Source organism: Halalkalibaculum sp. DA3122 (assembly GCF_043951865.1).
In the GTDB taxonomy this organism is placed as follows: Bacteria; Bacteroidota; Rhodothermia; order Balneolales; family Balneolaceae; genus JAMQKA01.
Window position 1 is genome coordinate 264,366 of sequence record NZ_JBINJF010000001.1, and the last position, 17,547, is coordinate 281,912.

Here is a 17,547-nt window from a genome sequence, read left to right on the forward strand (position 1 = left end):
AAGCTTTCGGATGCAGCACCACACCCACGTTTATTTAACCTTTCGAATATAACGTGTTTTTGGGTGAAGTGTGACGGGAAGACGGAGAAATTGAGGATTTGTTGAAAGGGTGTTTCGCAATGGGTGTTGAGTCGTGAGCCACGCGTTTACTTGCTTGTTTTTATTTTAAAAACGTTACAGTTCAATCATCGATTCCATGTTTTCCAATCGTTTTTCCCCGATCCCCTTGATCTTCACAAGTTCGCGGATGGTTTGAAATTTCCCGCTGCTGTCGCGGTAGGCGACGATTCGCCGGGCGTATACCGGTCCCACCCCCGGCAGCTCCTGCAGTTTTTGTACGCTCGCGGTATTGATATTGATCCGGGTCGTATCGTTGCCAGCCCCCTTTCCGGGTTCGCTAGTCGTGGTATCTTCCGGGACAGGAATCGTATCTGCAGAGGTTACGGCCGGTCTCACTTCCACCGGTCCCGGATTGTACCGGCGCATCAACTCCGCTTCCTGTCGGGCGATCAATTTCGTTTTACGATCAAATTCCCGCTTGATCTCGGCATAATCCCCGGCTTCAGCCGCAGGTTGTGGTTCCAAAAAAACATTTACCAGCGAAATGACGAGCAATACCATTATCAGCACGGACAGAGTAACCCGCTCCTGCCGCGTTATCCTCAGTTTTTCCAACAAAAAGAATATGTTCCTGTTCATCGGTCTCTCCTCTCTTCGTTTTTGCCATTTGTTTTTATGGACCGTCCCAAAGGCCGATCCTTACAAAAAATCTTGTTTTACAACCAGATTAGTGAGATGTTTGGCTGCAGCGAAGGGACAACGAGAGCCCGACCCTGGTGTCCAGTGAACCATCATCATTGGGCTTACCGAATACTGAAACGCAGGTGAGGCTGATGCTGCGGATTAACCACAAAGTAGTTGTTCAAACAGCACCTTCATATGGTCTTCGTGCAGATCAGCCTGATCGCTGATATCCGCGTTATGCCAGTAATGCCGAATCCAGGGCTTGACACGACACTAGTATAATTGTTGATGAATCAGTAAAGAAGTAATTAGTGCAATACCGAGTGATTGGCAACAGATAAAAGCATGAGCACACAATACGCTTTCTCCTATAACCACCTGGATATCGCCTACAGAAAAATGGGGCGGGGCAAACCACTGGTAATGCTGCACGGATGGGGTACCAGTGGACAGGTACTGCTGCCGCTTGCCGAAATGCTCTCCGACATCCGCACCTGCTACGTCCTGGACCTGCCTGGTTTTGGCCATTCCCCGGCTCCCCCTCACCCCTGGGCGATCGATGACTACGCCGATATGGTTCAATCATTTGCGAAATCCCTCGATCTGAATCCCGTCGACCTGCTGGTTCACTCCTTCGGTGGGAGAATTGCCCTGAAACTCTGTGCCCGCGAATGGGGAAAACGAGCGGTCGACAAAGTGCTGATCACCGGCGGTGCGGGCATGAAACCCAAACGAAGTGTCAAATTCCACTTCAAAAAGTATCTTGCAAAAACGCTTAAAGCCCCCCTCCTGCTGCTGTCCGGCCAGGCCAGGGAAAAGGCGTTACAAGCATTACGTGGAACCGCACTGTGGAAATGGCTGGGTTCCTCCGACTACCAGAAGCTTTCAGGTGTAATGCGGGAGACCTTTGTCAAATCTGTCACAGAGCACCTGGAATCCTGCCTGCCCGAAATTCCGCACGAAGTGCTGCTCCTCTGGGGCCGTGACGACGAAGCCACGCCGCTCTACCAGGGCGAACGCATGGAAAAAGGCATTGAAAACGCTGCTTTGGTCACCATTGAACATGCTGGGCACTACGCTTTTTTGGATCGCCCAAAGCATTTTGCCTCAATAACACGGGCTTTTTTAAAGGGTAAGTCCAGCTCAAAAAGGTGACACAAGCAAGGCGCTCCCCCATTCGTCATAAGAGGCCTTAGCAAGACATTCGAATCACCGTTCGCAGGGAGTTGTACTTATGAGCTATATAAGATCGGTAGCACAACCACACAGGGCACCAGGTTCTGCAAAGGCCTCTAAAGTTACCACCAAAAAATGACTTTACTCATCTCACGTCTCACGCCTCACGTCTGACGTCTGACCTCTCACTTGCCAGCTCCCGCTCTTTAAAATTATCGTCAAAATAGTTGTACCACTTTCGGAACGGGCGGAAGGCGTTTTCCGGATCAAACGGCCGTTTATATTCACTTTGGCGACACTCCTCGCTGCAGCAGCCCTCCATCATGCGCGCGCCCTCCTCCGAGCAGACAAACAGCTTGTTGCACTCCATGTTGGCGCAGTTGATGTAACTGTCGGCGGGCTTGCCGGTAATTTCACAGCGGGCGATCGGCTCGAGGTTGTCTTTGTTGACCGGCACCACCAGTCGATCATCAAACACAAAGCACTTGCCCTTGTAATGCTTGCCGCCCTCCTCGTGGGCATACCGCAGGATACCGCCGTGCAGCTGGTTCACATCCTGCCAGCCTTTCTCTTTCATGAGCACCGAAAATTTTTCGCAGCGGATGCCACCGGTGCAGTACATCAGCACTTTTTTGTTCTTGGGCGCATCAAACTGCTCCAGCCAATCCGGGAACTCGTAAAAATTTTCGACTTCCGGCGTGATGGCCCCCTCAAAATGACCGATCCTGCTCTCATAGTCATTTCGCACGTCAATCATTATATAGTCTTCGTCCGACTCCATCAGCTCTTTCCATTCGTGCGGTTCCAGGTAGTTACCGCCATCCGCGGGATCCACTCCCTCTTCATGCAGGGCCACGATCTCATCCCGCGTCTTGCACTTAAGCTTGGCAAAAGGGATAAAATCGCTCGTATCGGTCTTGAAGTCGATGCCGTCAAAGCCTTCAATGGAGGTCAGGTGTTCCTTGTACTGCTGCACCTGTTCGGGGGTGCCGCCCAGCGTGCCGTTGATACCCTCTTCTCCAATATATATTCGTCCTTTAACACCCAGCTCCTTGCAAAACGCTTTATGCCGCTCGCAAAATGATTCCGGGTTCGCAATCTCCCTGAACTTGTAATAAAGAATGACCTCGTACATATTCCTGCTTATGTTAGATTCGTAAAATGTGTGGATTCAAAACGCGTTATTGACTATTGCAAAACCCAAAATTAAGGGTAATTTTGGAAGAAATGAACTCATAACTACCGGTAATATTGCGTGTTTCGCTTGGCTTCTACCTATACATTTCCTCTTTTCCTGACGGTTATTTTGCTTCTTTTCATTTCAACCGGCCTCGCACAGGATCAGGTTTCGGGTCGCGAATATCACGGGCATCCCGGACTTCAACAAATAGACGCGGACTTTCAGGATGGAGAGATCAACCTTGACCAGAAAATACTGTACCAGTTGTATTCGGGAATAAAACCGCAGGCGCTACCCGCTGAATATCAAAGCGGGGAGCCCGGGCCGATCAAATGCGGGCTGCCGGCGATCCGGGCATTTGAAGCCGTCAAACAGCAGCTATCCGCAGCTACAGTCAACGAAATACAGTCGATGCTGCAATCCCAGACGCAGGCCCGGCAGTCATACCTGTCACCCAGTGGAAAATTCGAGATCTATTATGAGCAGAGCGGCAACAATGCCGCCCCCGCCGGCGATACCCAGCCCGCTAACGGTATTCCGGACTATGTCGACCACGTGGCGGCAGCGGCCGATTCATCCTGGCGGCACCAGGTTCAGACCCTCGGCCACGCAGATCCCACAGCCGGTGGTTCAGCGCCTTATCCAATCTACATCGAAAATATCGGTGAAACGTACGGCTATACCGATTACGGATATAACCGGGGACTGAATGCCGATACTTATATTGTTATCCACAACAACTTTGACGGCTTCCCCGAAAATTCTGATCCGGAAGGTAATCAAATCGGTGCGGTGAAAGTCACCGTTGCCCATGAACTGAAGCATGCCATCCAGTATGCCAACAGTGAATGGTATGGATGGCAGCCTGAGGATCCCGAAAGTCCACATAGTTATCACTGGTCCGAAATGGATGCCACGTTAATGGAAGAGGTGGTCTATGACAATGTGAATGACTATTACAACTACATCGGAACCGGCGGACAAAGCGTGTTTGTATCACGAGATCACGCTATCCCCCAGGCTTATGACGGTGTCACCTGGTTCATCTATTTCTGGGAGCGCTATGGGGAAGGATTTTGGCCAGCGGTTTGGCACCGAATTCAACAGCGATTCCATCAACAGCAGGTGCAACCAAACCCCAATTACCTGACCATGATCGAGGCCATCACCCAGTCATTGCAAAAGGATTACGGGATATCTTTCGACCAAGCTTTTGCAGAATCTCACCTCTGGCACTATGCTTCCGGCAGGGAGTATTCGCGGGCCGGTTATGGATTTGAGGAAAGTGTGAACTATCCCAGCCCGCTGATTAATTCGAGTCTATCAGCCCACGGTATTGTTCAAGAAGAGCCGGCCGTATTATCGATGGGGGCACAATATATAGCCATAGATAAAGAGTCTGAACTGCAGGGCTATTTGAAAATGATCGCGGAATATGAGAACCAGAATGTCCAGGTAGGACTTATCGGATTCTACGATGATGGATCGGTTGACACCATTATTCGGGAAGGAAATATGTACCACGGGTTTAAGCTTACTACTTCCTGGAACTGGCAGGCCATTACACAAGCAGGAATTGTCATTTCCAACTCCGGAAAATCAGAATCTGGAGAATATAACCTGGAACTTGCTCCATTTGCTTCAGAAGGGACTGAGGTTACTCAGAATTATCCAAACCCCTTCAATCCAACCACAAAAATTGAATTCGGTCTGCTTCAGCAATCGCACGTACAGTTGAGCGTGTATAACGTGGCGGGTCAAAAAGTGTCTACTCTCAGAGATGAAATACTTCCGGCCGGCGTTTATGAAGTTCTGTTTGACGGGTCAAACCTCGCCTCAGGAGTTTATTTTTACCGGCTGGTTACCGATCAGCAGGTTATTGTCAAAAAAATGACGCTTATTAAGTAATATTTCATGTTGCAGGATAAAGGTTTCAGGTTGAAAGTTGTGAATAGACAGTCTAAAACCTGCAACATGCAACCTTCAACATTATCCATCAGTGCATCGTAATGATGTCCAGCAGAATCGAATCTGCAATTTTTCGACCTTCGACTGAAAGGCGGAGTCTGTCATTGCCGGCCATAAATTTGCCTTCATCCACTTTTTGATCGATATAGTCCTGCTGCCGTTCATTAAGTGAATAATTATAGCGATTAACCAGTTCCTTCTTTAAAATTCCCTCCCTTGTTCTCAGCCCCAGCATCAGACGCTCTTCAGCCAGCTGCAGTTTTGTAAGCTGCTCCTTCTGTTGCCGCATCGCCGACATTTCTTCACCAAGATACGCTTTCAAATCGGACTTGTTGCTCCAGCGCACTGCCCCGTCTTCGTCCCACCAGAACGAGTGCGCAGCCGGACCCAGCCCCAGGTAGTTTTCGTGCCGCCAGTAGCTGCTGTTGTGTACCGCCTCGTGACCCGGTTTGCTGTAGTTGCTCACCTCGTATTGCGGTATTCCGGCCTCTGCCAACCGCTCCACCACCAGGTCATAATGATCCGAAACCACCTCATCCTCCGGCGGCTGTATCCGCCCCAGTTCCACTTGCCTGCCAAGCTTTGTCTTCGGCTCCACCGTCAGTGAGTACGCCGATACGTGCGGGGGATCAAAACTGATCAGCGTTTCCAGGTCCTCCTGCAGGCCCTGCAGGCTCTGCCCCGGGTTGCCGTAGATAAGATCCGCCGTAAAGGTGTGGAAACCGGTAGATTTGAGCAGTTCCAGGCACGCCAGGGCTTCCTCCCGGTTGTGCGCTCGATTCATGAACTCCAGAAGCTCCGGCTTGAACGACTGCACGCCCATGCTCGAACGCGTGATTCCCACATCCAGCAGATCGCCGAGGTAAGCCCTGCTCACATCATCGGGATTCATCTCCAGAGTAATTTCTTCGGTCTCCAGCAAGAAGGTCTTGCGGAGGGCTCTCATGATGCGATCAAGAGCTCCAGCGTTTAACAGCGATGGCGTTCCGCCCCCGAAATAGATCGAACGCACCGGCTCTTCGGTGTATTTTGTATCCTGGTATGATTCGACCTCCTCGATCAGCCTCTTCACGAACTGATCACGGTAGCCCGTACGGGTTACGAAATAGAAATCGCAGTACGAGCACGCCTGCCTGCAAAACGGGATATGGAGGTAAATTCCAGACATTGCATTCGTTAGAGGTTGAATGTTACAGGTTTCTCAAACCTATAACCTGCAACCTGCAACTTTCAATTTTTTGGACTATAGAACGGGTTTTCATCGTAGGTATCTTTCTGCTGGTACGCGCGGGAGTACTTGATATAGTTTTCAGAGTGTTTCTTTATGGATGCGATCTCCTCATCGCTCAGCTTCCGCTTCTTCTGCACCGGCGATCCCATGTAGAGATAGCCTGACTCCAGCGTTTTGCCCGGGGGGACCAGGCTGCCCGCTGCCACGATGACATTGCTCTCGATGACGGCCTCATCCAGCACCGTGGTGTTTATGCCGATCAGCACGCGGTCGTGGATGGTGCATCCGTGAATCATGGCGCTGTGACCAATTGTCACTTCATCGCCAATCTTTGTGGGACCCGTTTGATTCATCACATGGATGCAGGCGTTGTCCTGTACATTGCTTCGCTTCCCGATCTGGATCCAGTTCACATCGCCCCGGATCGTCACGTTAAACCACACGCTGCTCTGGCTGCCGATAGTGACATCCCCGATAATATCAGCGCTGGGAGCCACGAAAACAGTGTCGTCAAATTGCGGTGATCGGTTGATAAATTCGTAAATCATCGTTTTTCGTTAATAAGAATTGGTTATTGGCAACTGTTTGTCCTGTACGTTGCGAAGATAAGCATAAAAGTTACCTATTTCGTATTGCGTACTGCGTATTTGGAAGTGTTCCTCAATTCATATCTGTTATTGCAATACGGAATACGCAGTACACTACTGGCGCGAGCGTCCCGCTCGTGTCCTTTTTTAACACCTTTTTGTTGCTCTACATACTGCTTCTCTATAATACTCTCGAAGCAGCGTTTCAGGCTACACGGTTTCTACAAACTTGCGGGCTGCCTCACCCGGATCGTCTGCCGCGCAAATGGCAGAGGATAAAGCTATGATATCCGCTCCGGCCTCAAATACATCCCGGGCGTTCTCCAGCGTGATGCCTCCGATAGCCACTAGCGGAATCGAAACCGCCTCTGCCACCTCGCGCAGCGTTTCCAATCCGCGTGGCGGGTAGTGTTTTTGTTTAGTGGTAGTTTCGAATATATGACCCAGCGCCACGTAATCAGCCCCGGCCTGTTCCACCTGCAGCGCTTCTTCAACTGTTGATGATGTACCGCCAATAATCTTCTCCTTTCCAAGCACCTTCCGCGCAGCGGGAATGGGGAGATCGTCCTGTCCCAGGTGCACGCCGTCGGCCCCGCCTGCCAGGGCCAGATCCGCCCGGTCATTCACGATAAACGTTGTTTCAGTACCTGATGTTATCTCGGCGATTTCCCTGATCTCAGCGATCGATTCCCGCGCCGTCATCTGCTTGTTGCGGTACTGGATCATCTGCACGCCCGCTTCCACGGTCATCATGGCTAGTTCCACATGGGAGAAACGGTGTTGAATAATTGTATCCGTAATTAAATAAATGCCTTTTAAGCCTTTGCTCATAACGTTGATAGTAATTGTTCCCATTCCTGAACTTTTGCAGAAACATCCTTCGCCCCCATAATCGATGAAATTCCGGCAACACCATATGCTCCTGCCTTTAAACATCCCGGAGCACGTCCTGTTGTGAGTCCCCCGACGGCGTACACCGGAATCGAAACGATTTGACTCACGTGACGCAGCTTGTCAAGACCCTGCGGTGCTCCATATTTCGCTTTTGATGCGGTATAAAACACCGGACCAAACAGCAGGAAATCGGCGCCGCAGCTCTCTGCCCGGACAGCCGATTCGACGGAATGCACGCTGGTGCCGATGATCAGTGATGAATCGAGCTCCTTAATATCTGCAGGAGAGATGCTGGTTTCCCGGCAGTGAACGCCATCAGCCCCCACGGCCAGGGCGATGTCTGCGCGGTCGTTTACAAATAATTGTGCATCCCATCTTGAAGTTATCTCCCGCAGCTTTTCGGCATGTTCAAACAGCGCTCTGCCTGAAAGATCTTTCTCCCTGAGTTGCACGGCCTTAATCCCGTTACGGCATGCCTTTTCCACCACTTCGGCAAGCGGACGCGGCGCACATTTTTTTCGATCGGTAATCAGGTAGTATCGGAAGGATGTTCTACTCATCCGTGCCCGAGACCTCAATTCGGCCCTCCATCGGGCTGGAAGCGTTGGCGTACAACCGGCGCGGCATGCGTCCCGATTCAAATGCCAACCGACCTGCCTCGATAGCCAGTTTCATCGCCTGTGCCATCTTCACCGGGTGCCTGGCCTGCGATATGGCCGAATTCATCAGTACCGCATCCATCCCCAACTCCATCGCGATGGCGGCGTCAGAGGCCGTACCCACCCCGGCGTCCACAATCACCGGCACATCCACTTGTTCGCGAATAATCTGCAGGTTATACGGGTTGCGGATGCCCATACCGGAACCGATGGGGGCTCCCAGCGGCATGACGGCGGCACACCCCATCTCGGCCAGCTTCTTGCAGGTAATCGGGTCGTCATTGGCATAGGGCAGCACGACGAAATCTTCCATAATAAGCTGTTCAGCCGCCTTCAACAACTCGGCAACATCAGGGAACAGCGTCTCGTCATCACCGATCACCTCGAGCTTCACCCAGTTGGTATCGAGGGCTTCGCGACCCAGTTGCGCGGTCAGTACCGCTTCTTTGGCGGTATAGCATCCCGCGGTATTCGGCAGGATAAAATAGTTGTCCCCGTCGAGATAGCTGAGGATATCCTCCCCTCCGTCACGCTCCAGGTTTGCCCGGCGCAGGGCAACAGTCACAATCTCGGTGCCGCTTGCGTTCAGTGCCCGGCGCATGGTCTCGGGATCAGGGAATCGCGCGCTCCCCACGATAAGCCGGGAATCAAATTCCTTGTCTGCTATCTTCAGTTTACTCATAATTTTTTAAGTCAAATTAGGATACTCTATTCGAGGGCTTTGCAAAACCGTCTATGCTATTTTGAAGCGCAAGCTTTTTTAACACAGATACCGTTTTCTCTTACTGGTTCAAATCACAACCTTAAACCGGGACAGGTGCTGGATCAGCGATTCTTCATTCCAACTCATCCTCCCTGTGTGGCACGGATAATTTCGATACGATCCTCTTCATGCAGTTGCTGACGGTCCCACTGGGATTTGGGAACGACGGAATCATTCAGGGCAACGGCCGTTCCCTTGCTGTCTCCATCGTCTTCGACATCAAACTCGGCCAACAGCTTTTTCACTGTGTTGGCTTGTGTATTAACAGTGTCTCCATTTACAGTCAGTTTCATAATTTTATAGATCCTTGATTTTCGGGTTTCTTTTCTAAAAACGACCGGGACGAAACGGTTCAAGAACCTCAGCGACCGTCCCATCCAGAATTTCATCCGCTATTGAATAAACAGTTACAGGCGTCAACAGGATTCCGTGGCGGTAGTGCCCCGTGGCGTAATAAAGCCCTTCCATCTCAGTCTGGCCGATAATGGGCGCATGATCGCGGCTGGCGGGTCGGAGTCCGGCGATGGTCTCCACCAGCGGCAGGTCGTAGATGGAAGGCACCGCCTCCCAAGCCTCTTCCAGGAGCTCCTTCTGCCCCCCCGCCGTAGGTGTTTGGTCAAACCCCTTCTCCTCGCTGGTGGCTCCCAGCCGGATCGTACCGTCCTCTTTGGGAACCAGGTAGAATCGCGGCGATCGCACGATCCCCTTCAGGTCACAGTCATCTGTTTGTTGAAGCGTTATGATCTGTCCTTTCACGGGACGAATCGGCGGGTTGATCTTATCTGGAATACCGGCAATTTTCCCGGACCAACAACCAGCGGCCAAAATCACTTTATCAAACTTAAAATTTGAGGATGCCGTTGAAAGACCTCTAAGTGTACCCCCGGCAAGATCAATCTGCTGCACCGCATTTTTTTCCAGCAGCAGACCGCCCCGCGATTCAAACGCTTTCCTGAGGCATCGGACCAGCGCCCGGTTGTCGATCTGGGCGTCATCCGGCAGCCACACGGCCGATACGATCTTTGGCGAAAGCAGTGGTTCGCGCTCCCGGGCCTCTGTTCCCGTTATCATCTCAACCGTCAATGATAGCTCTTCCCTGAAATTGTATAGTCGTTGTAGGTGCTCGGTATCATCGCGGTCGACGCCCACCAGCATGGTTCCGCACCGGTCGAATTCAGGAACATTTTCAACATCTTCGGCCAGCTCCTCCAAAAAGCGCGGGTACAGGCGCAGACTCTCCTGCCCCAGCTTCATCAGCTCGATCTCCTCGAACCCCACTTCTGCGTAGGGAGCCAGCATCCCCGCTGCCGCCCGGCTGGCCTCCTGCCCGACGGTGCCCTTCTCAAACAGCGTGACTTCGGCTCCCCGCCGGAGCAGCTGCCAGCCGATACTGAGTCCGATAATACCGCCGCCGATAATGCCGATTTTCATATTTTGGAATCTTTATTTGTATTCTGTCTCGGTGTTTACAGGGCGTTGTGCCTTACTTTCAACGCACTAATTCGGCTTGATACTGCCTATTCTGCCTCCTCCAACACCTCCAGCAACGGCCACTGCTCCCTGCGATAGGCGCTCTCCCAGAACATCCACTCCAGCTCGGTGGACTTGACAAACGCCTCGGTCATCTCTTCCAGTCGCTCTTTGGATTCACGCTCCGCTACCTCGTCGGTGATCTCAATAGCGCGATCCACGCTCTTGTTGAACTCTTCTCCCGCGTAGGTATCGATCCAGTCCTGGTAGGGATTCTCTTCGGCTGCATTTTCGTAGATCTCCAGTCCCACTTCCCGGTATATCCAAAAGCAGGGGAGCAAGGCGGCTATATTTACGACATTATCTTTTGTAGCTGCTGTTGAAAGCAGAAAGTTGGTATATGAAAAGCAGGAGGGAGATTTTTTGGGGTTCATCTCCGTTCCGTACTGCTCGTAAAAATTCTGGTGCAGCTGCCGCTCTACGACCACCGCCTCGCTGGCAAACTTGAAAAAGTCGTACATCTGGGTTGTGGAATCACAGCGAACGCCGGCCAGGGAGAGCGCCCTCGAAAAGTCCGCCAGGTACAGGGTATCCTGCTTCAGGTAGAACAGGAATATATCTTCGGGTAGTGTCCCATCGGTCAGTTCCCGGATAAACGGCAGTTCAAGGATGGCGTCGTACATCGGTTCAATAGTTGACCAGAGCTCGTCGGTGAATTTCATTCTGTGATCTGGATTTACTTTTCAACAGTTAGTTATGAAGGTAGTTTATATTTTCGTTACTGCCACCACTGATAAAAATGGTGCAGCGGGCCGTGACCTTCGCCTATGCTGTATTCGCTGCCTGCTCTTATGGCACCGGAGATATACTCTTTGGCGTCCTGAACAGCCTCAGGAAGCGGCTTCCCTTTTGCGAGTCCCGCCGCAATGGCTGACGAAAGGGTACAGCCGGTGCCGTGGGTATTCGGCGTATGAACTCGTTCTGCCTGGAACCAGTACACCTCCCGGCCGCTGGTGTCTTTCTCGTTCAGTACCAAACAATCGATGCTTTTCTCGTCGCTGAAGTGCCCGCCTTTCAGCAGTACGGAGCGGGGCCCAAGCTCCAGCAATTTCCGGGCAGCCGATTCCATCTGTGAGCGGTCTTCAATTTGGATATCCAGCAGGGTCTCTGCCTCCGGCAGGTTGGGCGTAATATTCGTACTCAGCGGGAACAGGCGCTCTTTTAACGTTTCAATTGCATCATCTTCAATAAGCCTGGCCCCGCTCTTGGCCACCATGACGGGATCAAGCACTATGTTGTCAACAGCATGAGTTTCCAGGCGATCCGCAACTGTTTCCATGACAGGAGTGTTGAACAGCATGCCTATTTTTACAGCATCTACGCCCAGATCACTGATAACAGTATCGATCTGCAGGGCCACAAAGTCGGGCGGCAAGGCGTGGATACCGGTGACGTCAGTGGTATTCTGGGCGGTCAGGGCGGCCAGTACCGACATGCCGTAACACCCCATCGCAGCAAAGGCTTTAAGATCGGCCTGAATTCCCGCACCGCCCCCGCTGTCAGATGTCGCGATGGTCAGTGCCCGGGCATACGTCTTGGCTGGTGTTTTTTCCATGGATAAACAGCAGTGATTTTATTTAGTGCTGTTTACCGGCAGAAGATGGGCTGAAGTTGAGGTGTCGTTTCCCTCCGCTGGTACTAACCAGGTCAAGTGTTGAGGATCTTATCTCAGCCCTTTCGCCTGCGCGAAAAAGCACTCCTAACGACAAACAGCGGTCACTAAGTGAACAAGAGGATATTACCGAAAAACACTACGCTATGCAAACGGTAAAGAAGGGCCGTGCCTTATTCAAAAGCATTAATTTCCGGATTAACTGTCTGCATTTAACTTATTGATGCGTGACGGGTAACGAGTAAAGAGTAACCCGTGATGCGCAGTAGAAGCAGCGTTACTCCTCACTTATTACTCGTTACAGATTACGCATCCTCCGACATCTGGCTTTCCAGGAGAGATTTAAACTGATCGTAGGAACGTGGAAGCTGCTGTACCTTGATGCCGTTGATAAAAAATGTGGGCGTTGAGTTCACCCCCATATTGACTCCTTCCTGCTTCTGTTCCATCACTGTTTTTTGCGTTTCTGCAGCATTCAGGTCACTTTGAAACTGCTGGACATCCAGTCCCAGTTCCTTTGCATATCCAATAAAAATCGACTGTGGATTCCCAGAACTCGACCAGTTGTCCTGGTTCTCGAACAGCATATCATGCATCGCCTTGAACTGCCCCTGGTTCCCGGCTGCCTCGGCTGCACGGGCGGCCAGCGCCGCAAACTGATGGCTGTTCAGCGGAAAGTAACGGTATTCCACCTTCAGTTTATCCCCGAACTCCTCTTTTAGTTTTTCAACAACCGGATGGTAATAGGCGCAGGCCGGGCATTGGTAGTCGCTGTACTCGGTCAGTACGATATCGGCTTCACTGTCGGACTCCTGGGCAAAGGATCCCGCCGCGGTTAACAAGAAAATAAAAGTCGAAAACGAGAGGATTTGTAGTAAACGTTTCATAAATCGTTATCTGGTTTAAGATTCGTTAAAGCTTAATCATACTAAAATGCCTGGTCAATACCTTTTCCAGGATATTAAATGCTTCTGAGATCTCCTCTTCCGTTGTCTGCTTGCCTAACGAAATACGGATGAACTCTCGTGCCTCCTGCTCATCACGCCCCAGGGCCACCATGCTGGCCGCCGGTTTTTCCGAGCCCACCGAACAGGCGCTGCCGGTCGAAATTGCCAGTCCGTAGCGGTTGCACTCGATCATGGCGTACTGCCCCTCCATGCCGTGAATACGCAGCCCAATAATATTGGGAAGGCTGTTTTCAGGGTCGCCCTCCAGGGTAACATCGAATTCACTTTCCATCAGCAGATCCAGGAACTGGTTGCGCAGGGTTCGTTCCCGTTCCAGCTCATCTTCCCGCTGCCTGGCTATATCACGGGCAGCAGCCATAAAAGCTCCAACGCCCGGCACGTTCACTGTTCCCGAAGCAAAGCCTTTTTCCTGCGTTGTTCCCGGGATCACCGGCTTCCAGCTCAAAGCAGGCCTGACGTACGCGGCTCCCACACCTTTGGGGCCGTATATCTTGTGTGCAGAAATGGAGATACTGTCCAGATGGCAGGCTTTCACATCCACCGGGATCTTGCCAAAGGTCTGCACGCAGTCGCTGTGAAACAGGATGTCGCGTTGATCCAGCAGCTTGCCGATCGACCGCAGGTCCTGTATTGTCCCGATCTCGGAGTTGCCGTGATGCACTGACACCAGGATCGTGTCTTTGCGGAGCATACTTTCCAGGGCAGAGAGCTTCACCCGTCCTTTTTGATCCACCGGTATATATTCCACATCATAGCCCTGTTCTTCCAGGAGCGCAAATACGTTGCGCACGGAAGAGTGCTCTCCCCGGGTGGTCAGCAGGTGTCCGCTCCCGTCTGTGTTTCCCTTTACAAGAGATTGAATCGCCAGCTCATTGGAATCGCTGCCTCCTCCCGTAAAGTAAATACCGCGGGATTCGGCGTTGACCATATCCCCGATCGTCTGCCGCGCCTGGTCCAGAATCTGCTGGGCCGTGGAGCCGAAATCGTGCAGGCTGCTCGAATTGCCGAAATGTTTTTTTGCTACCTCCCGGTACACCTCAATGGCACGGTCGCTCATCGGGGTGGTGGCGGCATAATCCAAATAAATCATCCGACTTAGTTAACTCGTTGAAAATGCTTATTATTAGAACTTAAATATATGGATTTAACCTCAGAAAGAAACAGGTAAGTCCGCTGACTTACTGATAATACTTCTTACCATTTGTGGAAAAGCTTAAACTTCGGGATATCATAGCAGAAGCCCTGGAAGAGGACCTGGGAATGGGTGATTTGACCAGTAGCTTTTTTGCACCGGATCACATTTCAACGGGATTTTTTACGGCGAAAGCGGATGGAGTACTGGCCGGACTTGACATAATCACGGAAACCTACCGCCTGCTGGATGAGCGTATTGAAGTAGACCTGTACCGGCAGGACGGCGACCGCATAGAGCAGGGAGAGGATATTGCGGAAGCGGAAGGCCCAACAGCGCCCTTGCTGAGTGGCGAACGGGTGATCCTGAATCTGCTGCAGCACATGAGCGGTATCGCCACGGGCACCAAACGGGCGGTAGAGGCATTGCACAGCTCCCACACCCGCGTGTGCGATACACGGAAGACCCTGCCCGGCCTCCGGATGCTGCAAAAATATGCGGTACGCTGCGGCGGCGGATACAATCACCGCTATCGCCTCGACGACGGCGTGATGCTCAAGGACAACCATATCAAGGCCGCCGGCGGTATAAGTAGGGCAGTCAGTCAGTTGCGCAATGAACTGGGGCTGATGGTGCGAATCGAGGTGGAAACGGAAACGCGGGATCAGGTGTTGGAGAGTGTTGAATCGGGCGCTGATATCATTATGTTTGACAACCAGGCGCCCCCGGAAGTGAAACAGCTTGTTGAACTGGTGCCGGATCACATTATCACGGAAATCTCGGGCGGTATCACCATCGATACCATCGGAGACTATCGTGACACCGGCGTCGATTATATTTCGATGGGGTCACTGACCCATTCGGTAACCGCACTGGATATCAGCTTTAATTTGAATGATTAGTTATCTTACATTGCATATCCCGGACATAGAGAGTTGTGTGAGAAAATGACTTTTTACAGAGATAAGATCATTGAATTTGTTTCAACGCCCGGGATGACGACAATACAGCCCATACAAACAAGATCAGCACTATGGAAACGCTAGATTTTTTACAGCAAGATGAACAGGTAAGCCTGCCGGAACGCTATCGCGAGATGGAAGAGCCTGAAATGGCGCAACGCATCCGCGAAATCAAGCAGAAGTTCGAAAACCGGCTTTTCATGCCGGGCCACCATTATCAGAAGGATGAAGTGATCCAGTTTTCGGATGCGCGGGGCGACTCTCTTAAACTGGCTCAAATCTCGGCCCAGAACAAGGAAGCAGAATATATTATCTTCTGCGGCGTCCATTTTATGGCGGAAACGGCTGATATGCTGACCGACGACCACCAAAAGGTAATCCTGCCCGATATGCGGGCCGGCTGCTCCATGGCCGACATGGCCAATATCGACCAGACCGAGCGCGGGTGGAATGTCATGCAGGAGACTTTTGGTGACACCATTCTGCCGCTGACCTACGTAAATTCAACCGCTGCCATCAAGGCTTTTGTAGGCCGCAACGGGGGATCAACTACCACATCCTCGAATGCCAAAGATATCATCAAGTGGGCGTTCAAGCAGAAAGAGCGCATCCTGTTTTTGCCCGACCAGCACCTGGGGCGCAATACAGCTTACGACCTCGGTATTCCACTTGACCAGATGGCCGTTTGGGATCCGCAGGAAGAACAGTTTGAATGCGAGGGTCCCCTGCAGGAAGCCAGGGTGATTCTCTGGAAAGGGCACTGCTCGGTACATGAGAAGTTCAATGTCAAGCATATTGAAAACCTCCGTAAAAAAGATCCCGAAATTAATATCCTGGTTCATCCCGAATGTACTTACGATGTCGTACAGGCCTCCGACTACAACGGGTCCACCAGCTATATCATCAGCACAATTGAAAACGCCCCCGCGGGGAGCAAGTGGGCGATCGGTACCGAAATGAACCTGGTCAACCGGATCGCCAATGAACATCCCGACAAGGACATCGTGTCGGTAAACCCGTTTATGTGTCCCTGCCTGACGATGAACCGCATCGACATGGCTCACCTGCTGTGGTCGCTGGAAAAGCTGGAGCAGGGCGAAGTGGTCAACCAGATCACCGTTGATCCTGAAACGACTAAACCGGCCCTGCAGGCACTCAATCGCATGCTTGAGCTCTCATAAATAATATCTCGTTTGATGACTAGATTCTGTGGATGAGCATATCTCCTGTATTCTCCTTGTTATGGAAAGCTGCCAAACGGTTTTTCGAGGATGACGCCACCACGCTGGCAGGTGCCCTGGCATTTTCCACCCTGTTCGCCATTCCTCCCCTGTTGCTTATCATAATCACGCTGCTTGGGTACTTCTCCGGCAGTTATGCGGCCACCGCCGACCTGTATGGACAGATATCAGAACTCTGGGGACCCCGTGCTGCCACAACAATACAGTCGGCCGTAGACAACTACGAACTTTTTAAACAGGGATTTTTTCCTTCATTGGTTGGCATCATCATTTTTCTTGTTGCCTCCAGCAGCTTTTTCGCGGTTATTCAGCATTCACTAAACCGGATCTGGAGGGTGCAGCCGATACCAGAAAATAACCTGCTGTACCTGCTAAAAGTGCGCGCTCTTTCCTTCTTGTTGATTATTCTGCTGGTTCTGCTCCAACTGGTTTCGGTGCTGTTCGAGTCGGTACTTATCGTTCTCAGGGATCATATAAGCGTAGTTTTTCCGCAGATCAATTTACCCCTTTTTGCCGCTACCGGTTTTTTCAGTTCCTTCCTGCTGATTGCCCTGATATTGGCCTGCATATATAAATTTCTGCCGGATGTTAACATACGGTGGCGGGTGGTGTGGGCAGGCGCCGCTTTTACCTCAGCGCTGTTTTCCCTGGGCAAGCTGGTTATCGGGTTTATACTCAGCCAGAGCAGTCTTTACAGCCTTTATGGCGTGGCGGGATCGGTACTGGTTGTGCTTCTGTGGGTCTACTACTCCGCTATGATCCTCTTTTACGGGGCCGAAGTTACACAGCAGGTTGGGGAGTATTACGGCTATCCCATTGAGCCCAAATCATATGCAATGAAAAAATGACTCTTCGAGGCTTTGCGAAATCCCAACCTGTATTTCTCACAAGTTTTTTGGT

The 17,547-nt window shown here is 51.5% G+C and carries 18 protein-coding genes and 1 riboswitch; of the genes, 5 read left to right on the plus strand and 13 right to left on the minus strand.

Translation table 11 applies throughout. From position 1 onward, the window contains the following. Nucleotides 1-174: 174 nt before the first annotated feature. Nucleotides 175-699, minus strand: a complete 525-nt coding sequence (locus tag ACG2F4_RS01070) for a ComEA family DNA-binding protein (protein WP_395257410.1) — start codon at nucleotides 697-699, stop codon at nucleotides 175-177. A gap of 390 nt (nucleotides 700-1,089) precedes the next feature. On the opposite strand from ACG2F4_RS01070, the gene ACG2F4_RS01075 reads away from it, so the two are divergent. Then, a complete protein-coding gene (locus ACG2F4_RS01075) occupies nucleotides 1,090-1,899 on the plus strand; it encodes an alpha/beta fold hydrolase (protein ID WP_395257412.1) in 810 nt (269 codons plus the stop codon). A 178-nt stretch (nucleotides 1,900-2,077) separates the two neighbouring features. Here ACG2F4_RS01075 and ACG2F4_RS01080 read toward each other — a convergent pair whose 3' ends face one another. Next, the gene (locus ACG2F4_RS01080; protein WP_395257414.1) at nucleotides 2,078-3,055 is read right to left on the minus strand and encodes a rhodanese-related sulfurtransferase; all 978 of its coding nucleotides are present in this window, start codon (nucleotides 3,053-3,055) and stop codon (nucleotides 2,078-2,080) included. 129 nt (nucleotides 3,056-3,184) lie between these two features. On the opposite strand from ACG2F4_RS01080, the gene ACG2F4_RS01085 reads away from it, so the two are divergent. Beyond that, nucleotides 3,185-5,008: an MXAN_6640 family putative metalloprotease gene (locus ACG2F4_RS01085; protein WP_395257416.1), complete on the plus strand. Its 1,824-nt coding sequence runs from the start codon at nucleotides 3,185-3,187 to the stop codon at nucleotides 5,006-5,008. Nucleotides 5,009-5,096: 88 nt separating this feature from the next. On the opposite strand, the gene hemW is transcribed toward ACG2F4_RS01085, so the two are convergent. The 11 genes from hemW to ACG2F4_RS01140 all read right to left on the minus strand — a co-directional run bounded on the left by hemW (nucleotide 5,097) and on the right by ACG2F4_RS01140 (nucleotide 14,402). Continuing rightward, entirely contained in the window at nucleotides 5,097-6,236 is a 1,140-nt protein-coding gene (gene hemW, locus ACG2F4_RS01090; protein ID WP_395257418.1) for a radical SAM family heme chaperone HemW, read from the minus strand. Between the two features lie 62 nt (nucleotides 6,237-6,298). Further along, nucleotides 6,299-6,847 (minus strand): gamma carbonic anhydrase family protein, encoded by a 549-nt coding sequence (locus ACG2F4_RS01095; RefSeq protein WP_395257420.1) that lies wholly within the window; start codon nucleotides 6,845-6,847, stop codon nucleotides 6,299-6,301. A 249-nt stretch (nucleotides 6,848-7,096) separates the two neighbouring features. Further along, nucleotides 7,097-7,717, minus strand: a complete 621-nt coding sequence (gene thiE / locus ACG2F4_RS01100) for a thiamine phosphate synthase (protein WP_395257422.1) — start codon at nucleotides 7,715-7,717, stop codon at nucleotides 7,097-7,099. Beyond that, nucleotides 7,714-8,340: a thiamine phosphate synthase gene (thiE, locus tag ACG2F4_RS01105; protein WP_395257424.1), complete on the minus strand. Its 627-nt coding sequence runs from the start codon at nucleotides 8,338-8,340 to the stop codon at nucleotides 7,714-7,716. Before thiE (ACG2F4_RS01105) ends, thiE (ACG2F4_RS01100) begins: the two co-directional genes overlap by 4 nt. Then, the gene (locus tag ACG2F4_RS01110; RefSeq protein WP_395257426.1) at nucleotides 8,333-9,121 is read right to left on the minus strand and encodes a thiazole synthase; all 789 of its coding nucleotides are present in this window, start codon (nucleotides 9,119-9,121) and stop codon (nucleotides 8,333-8,335) included. Before ACG2F4_RS01110 ends, thiE (ACG2F4_RS01105) begins: the two co-directional genes overlap by 8 nt. Nucleotides 9,122-9,285: 164 nt before the next feature. Then, on the minus strand, nucleotides 9,286-9,495 hold the full coding sequence (gene thiS, locus ACG2F4_RS01115) for a sulfur carrier protein ThiS (protein ID WP_395257428.1): 210 nt from the start codon (nucleotides 9,493-9,495) through the stop codon (nucleotides 9,286-9,288). A gap of 34 nt (nucleotides 9,496-9,529) precedes the next feature. Continuing rightward, entirely contained in the window at nucleotides 9,530-10,633 is a 1,104-nt protein-coding gene (gene thiO / locus ACG2F4_RS01120) for a glycine oxidase ThiO (protein ID WP_395257430.1), read from the minus strand. 86 nt (nucleotides 10,634-10,719) lie between these two features. Further along, the gene (tenA, locus tag ACG2F4_RS01125; protein WP_395257432.1) at nucleotides 10,720-11,394 is read right to left on the minus strand and encodes a thiaminase II; all 675 of its coding nucleotides are present in this window, start codon (nucleotides 11,392-11,394) and stop codon (nucleotides 10,720-10,722) included. Between the two features lie 56 nt (nucleotides 11,395-11,450). Further along, nucleotides 11,451-12,287, minus strand: a complete 837-nt coding sequence (gene thiD, locus ACG2F4_RS01130) for a bifunctional hydroxymethylpyrimidine kinase/phosphomethylpyrimidine kinase (protein ID WP_395257434.1) — start codon at nucleotides 12,285-12,287, stop codon at nucleotides 11,451-11,453. A gap of 52 nt (nucleotides 12,288-12,339) precedes the next feature. Next, a riboswitch (TPP riboswitch) is annotated at nucleotides 12,340-12,443 on the minus strand. Nucleotides 12,444-12,649: 206 nt separating this feature from the next. Beyond that, nucleotides 12,650-13,231, minus strand: a complete 582-nt coding sequence (locus ACG2F4_RS01135; protein WP_395257436.1) for a DsbA family protein — start codon at nucleotides 13,229-13,231, stop codon at nucleotides 12,650-12,652. 25 nt (nucleotides 13,232-13,256) lie between these two features. Then, nucleotides 13,257-14,402, minus strand: a complete 1,146-nt coding sequence (locus tag ACG2F4_RS01140; RefSeq protein WP_395257438.1) for an IscS subfamily cysteine desulfurase — start codon at nucleotides 14,400-14,402, stop codon at nucleotides 13,257-13,259. A gap of 113 nt (nucleotides 14,403-14,515) precedes the next feature. On the opposite strand from ACG2F4_RS01140, the gene nadC reads away from it, so the two are divergent. The 3 genes from nadC (at nucleotide 14,516) to ACG2F4_RS01155 (ending at nucleotide 17,495) form a co-directional block, all read left to right on the plus strand. Then, nucleotides 14,516-15,346: a carboxylating nicotinate-nucleotide diphosphorylase gene (nadC, locus tag ACG2F4_RS01145; RefSeq protein WP_395257440.1), complete on the plus strand. Its 831-nt coding sequence runs from the start codon at nucleotides 14,516-14,518 to the stop codon at nucleotides 15,344-15,346. Nucleotides 15,347-15,477: 131 nt separating this feature from the next. Next, complete coding sequence (nadA, locus tag ACG2F4_RS01150) at nucleotides 15,478-16,587, plus strand: quinolinate synthase NadA (RefSeq protein ID WP_395257442.1); 1,110 nt, start codon at nucleotides 15,478-15,480, stop codon at nucleotides 16,585-16,587. A 32-nt stretch (nucleotides 16,588-16,619) separates the two neighbouring features. Further along, nucleotides 16,620-17,495: a YihY/virulence factor BrkB family protein gene (locus ACG2F4_RS01155; RefSeq protein ID WP_395257444.1), complete on the plus strand. Its 876-nt coding sequence runs from the start codon at nucleotides 16,620-16,622 to the stop codon at nucleotides 17,493-17,495. Nucleotides 17,496-17,547: the final 52 nt, after the last annotated feature.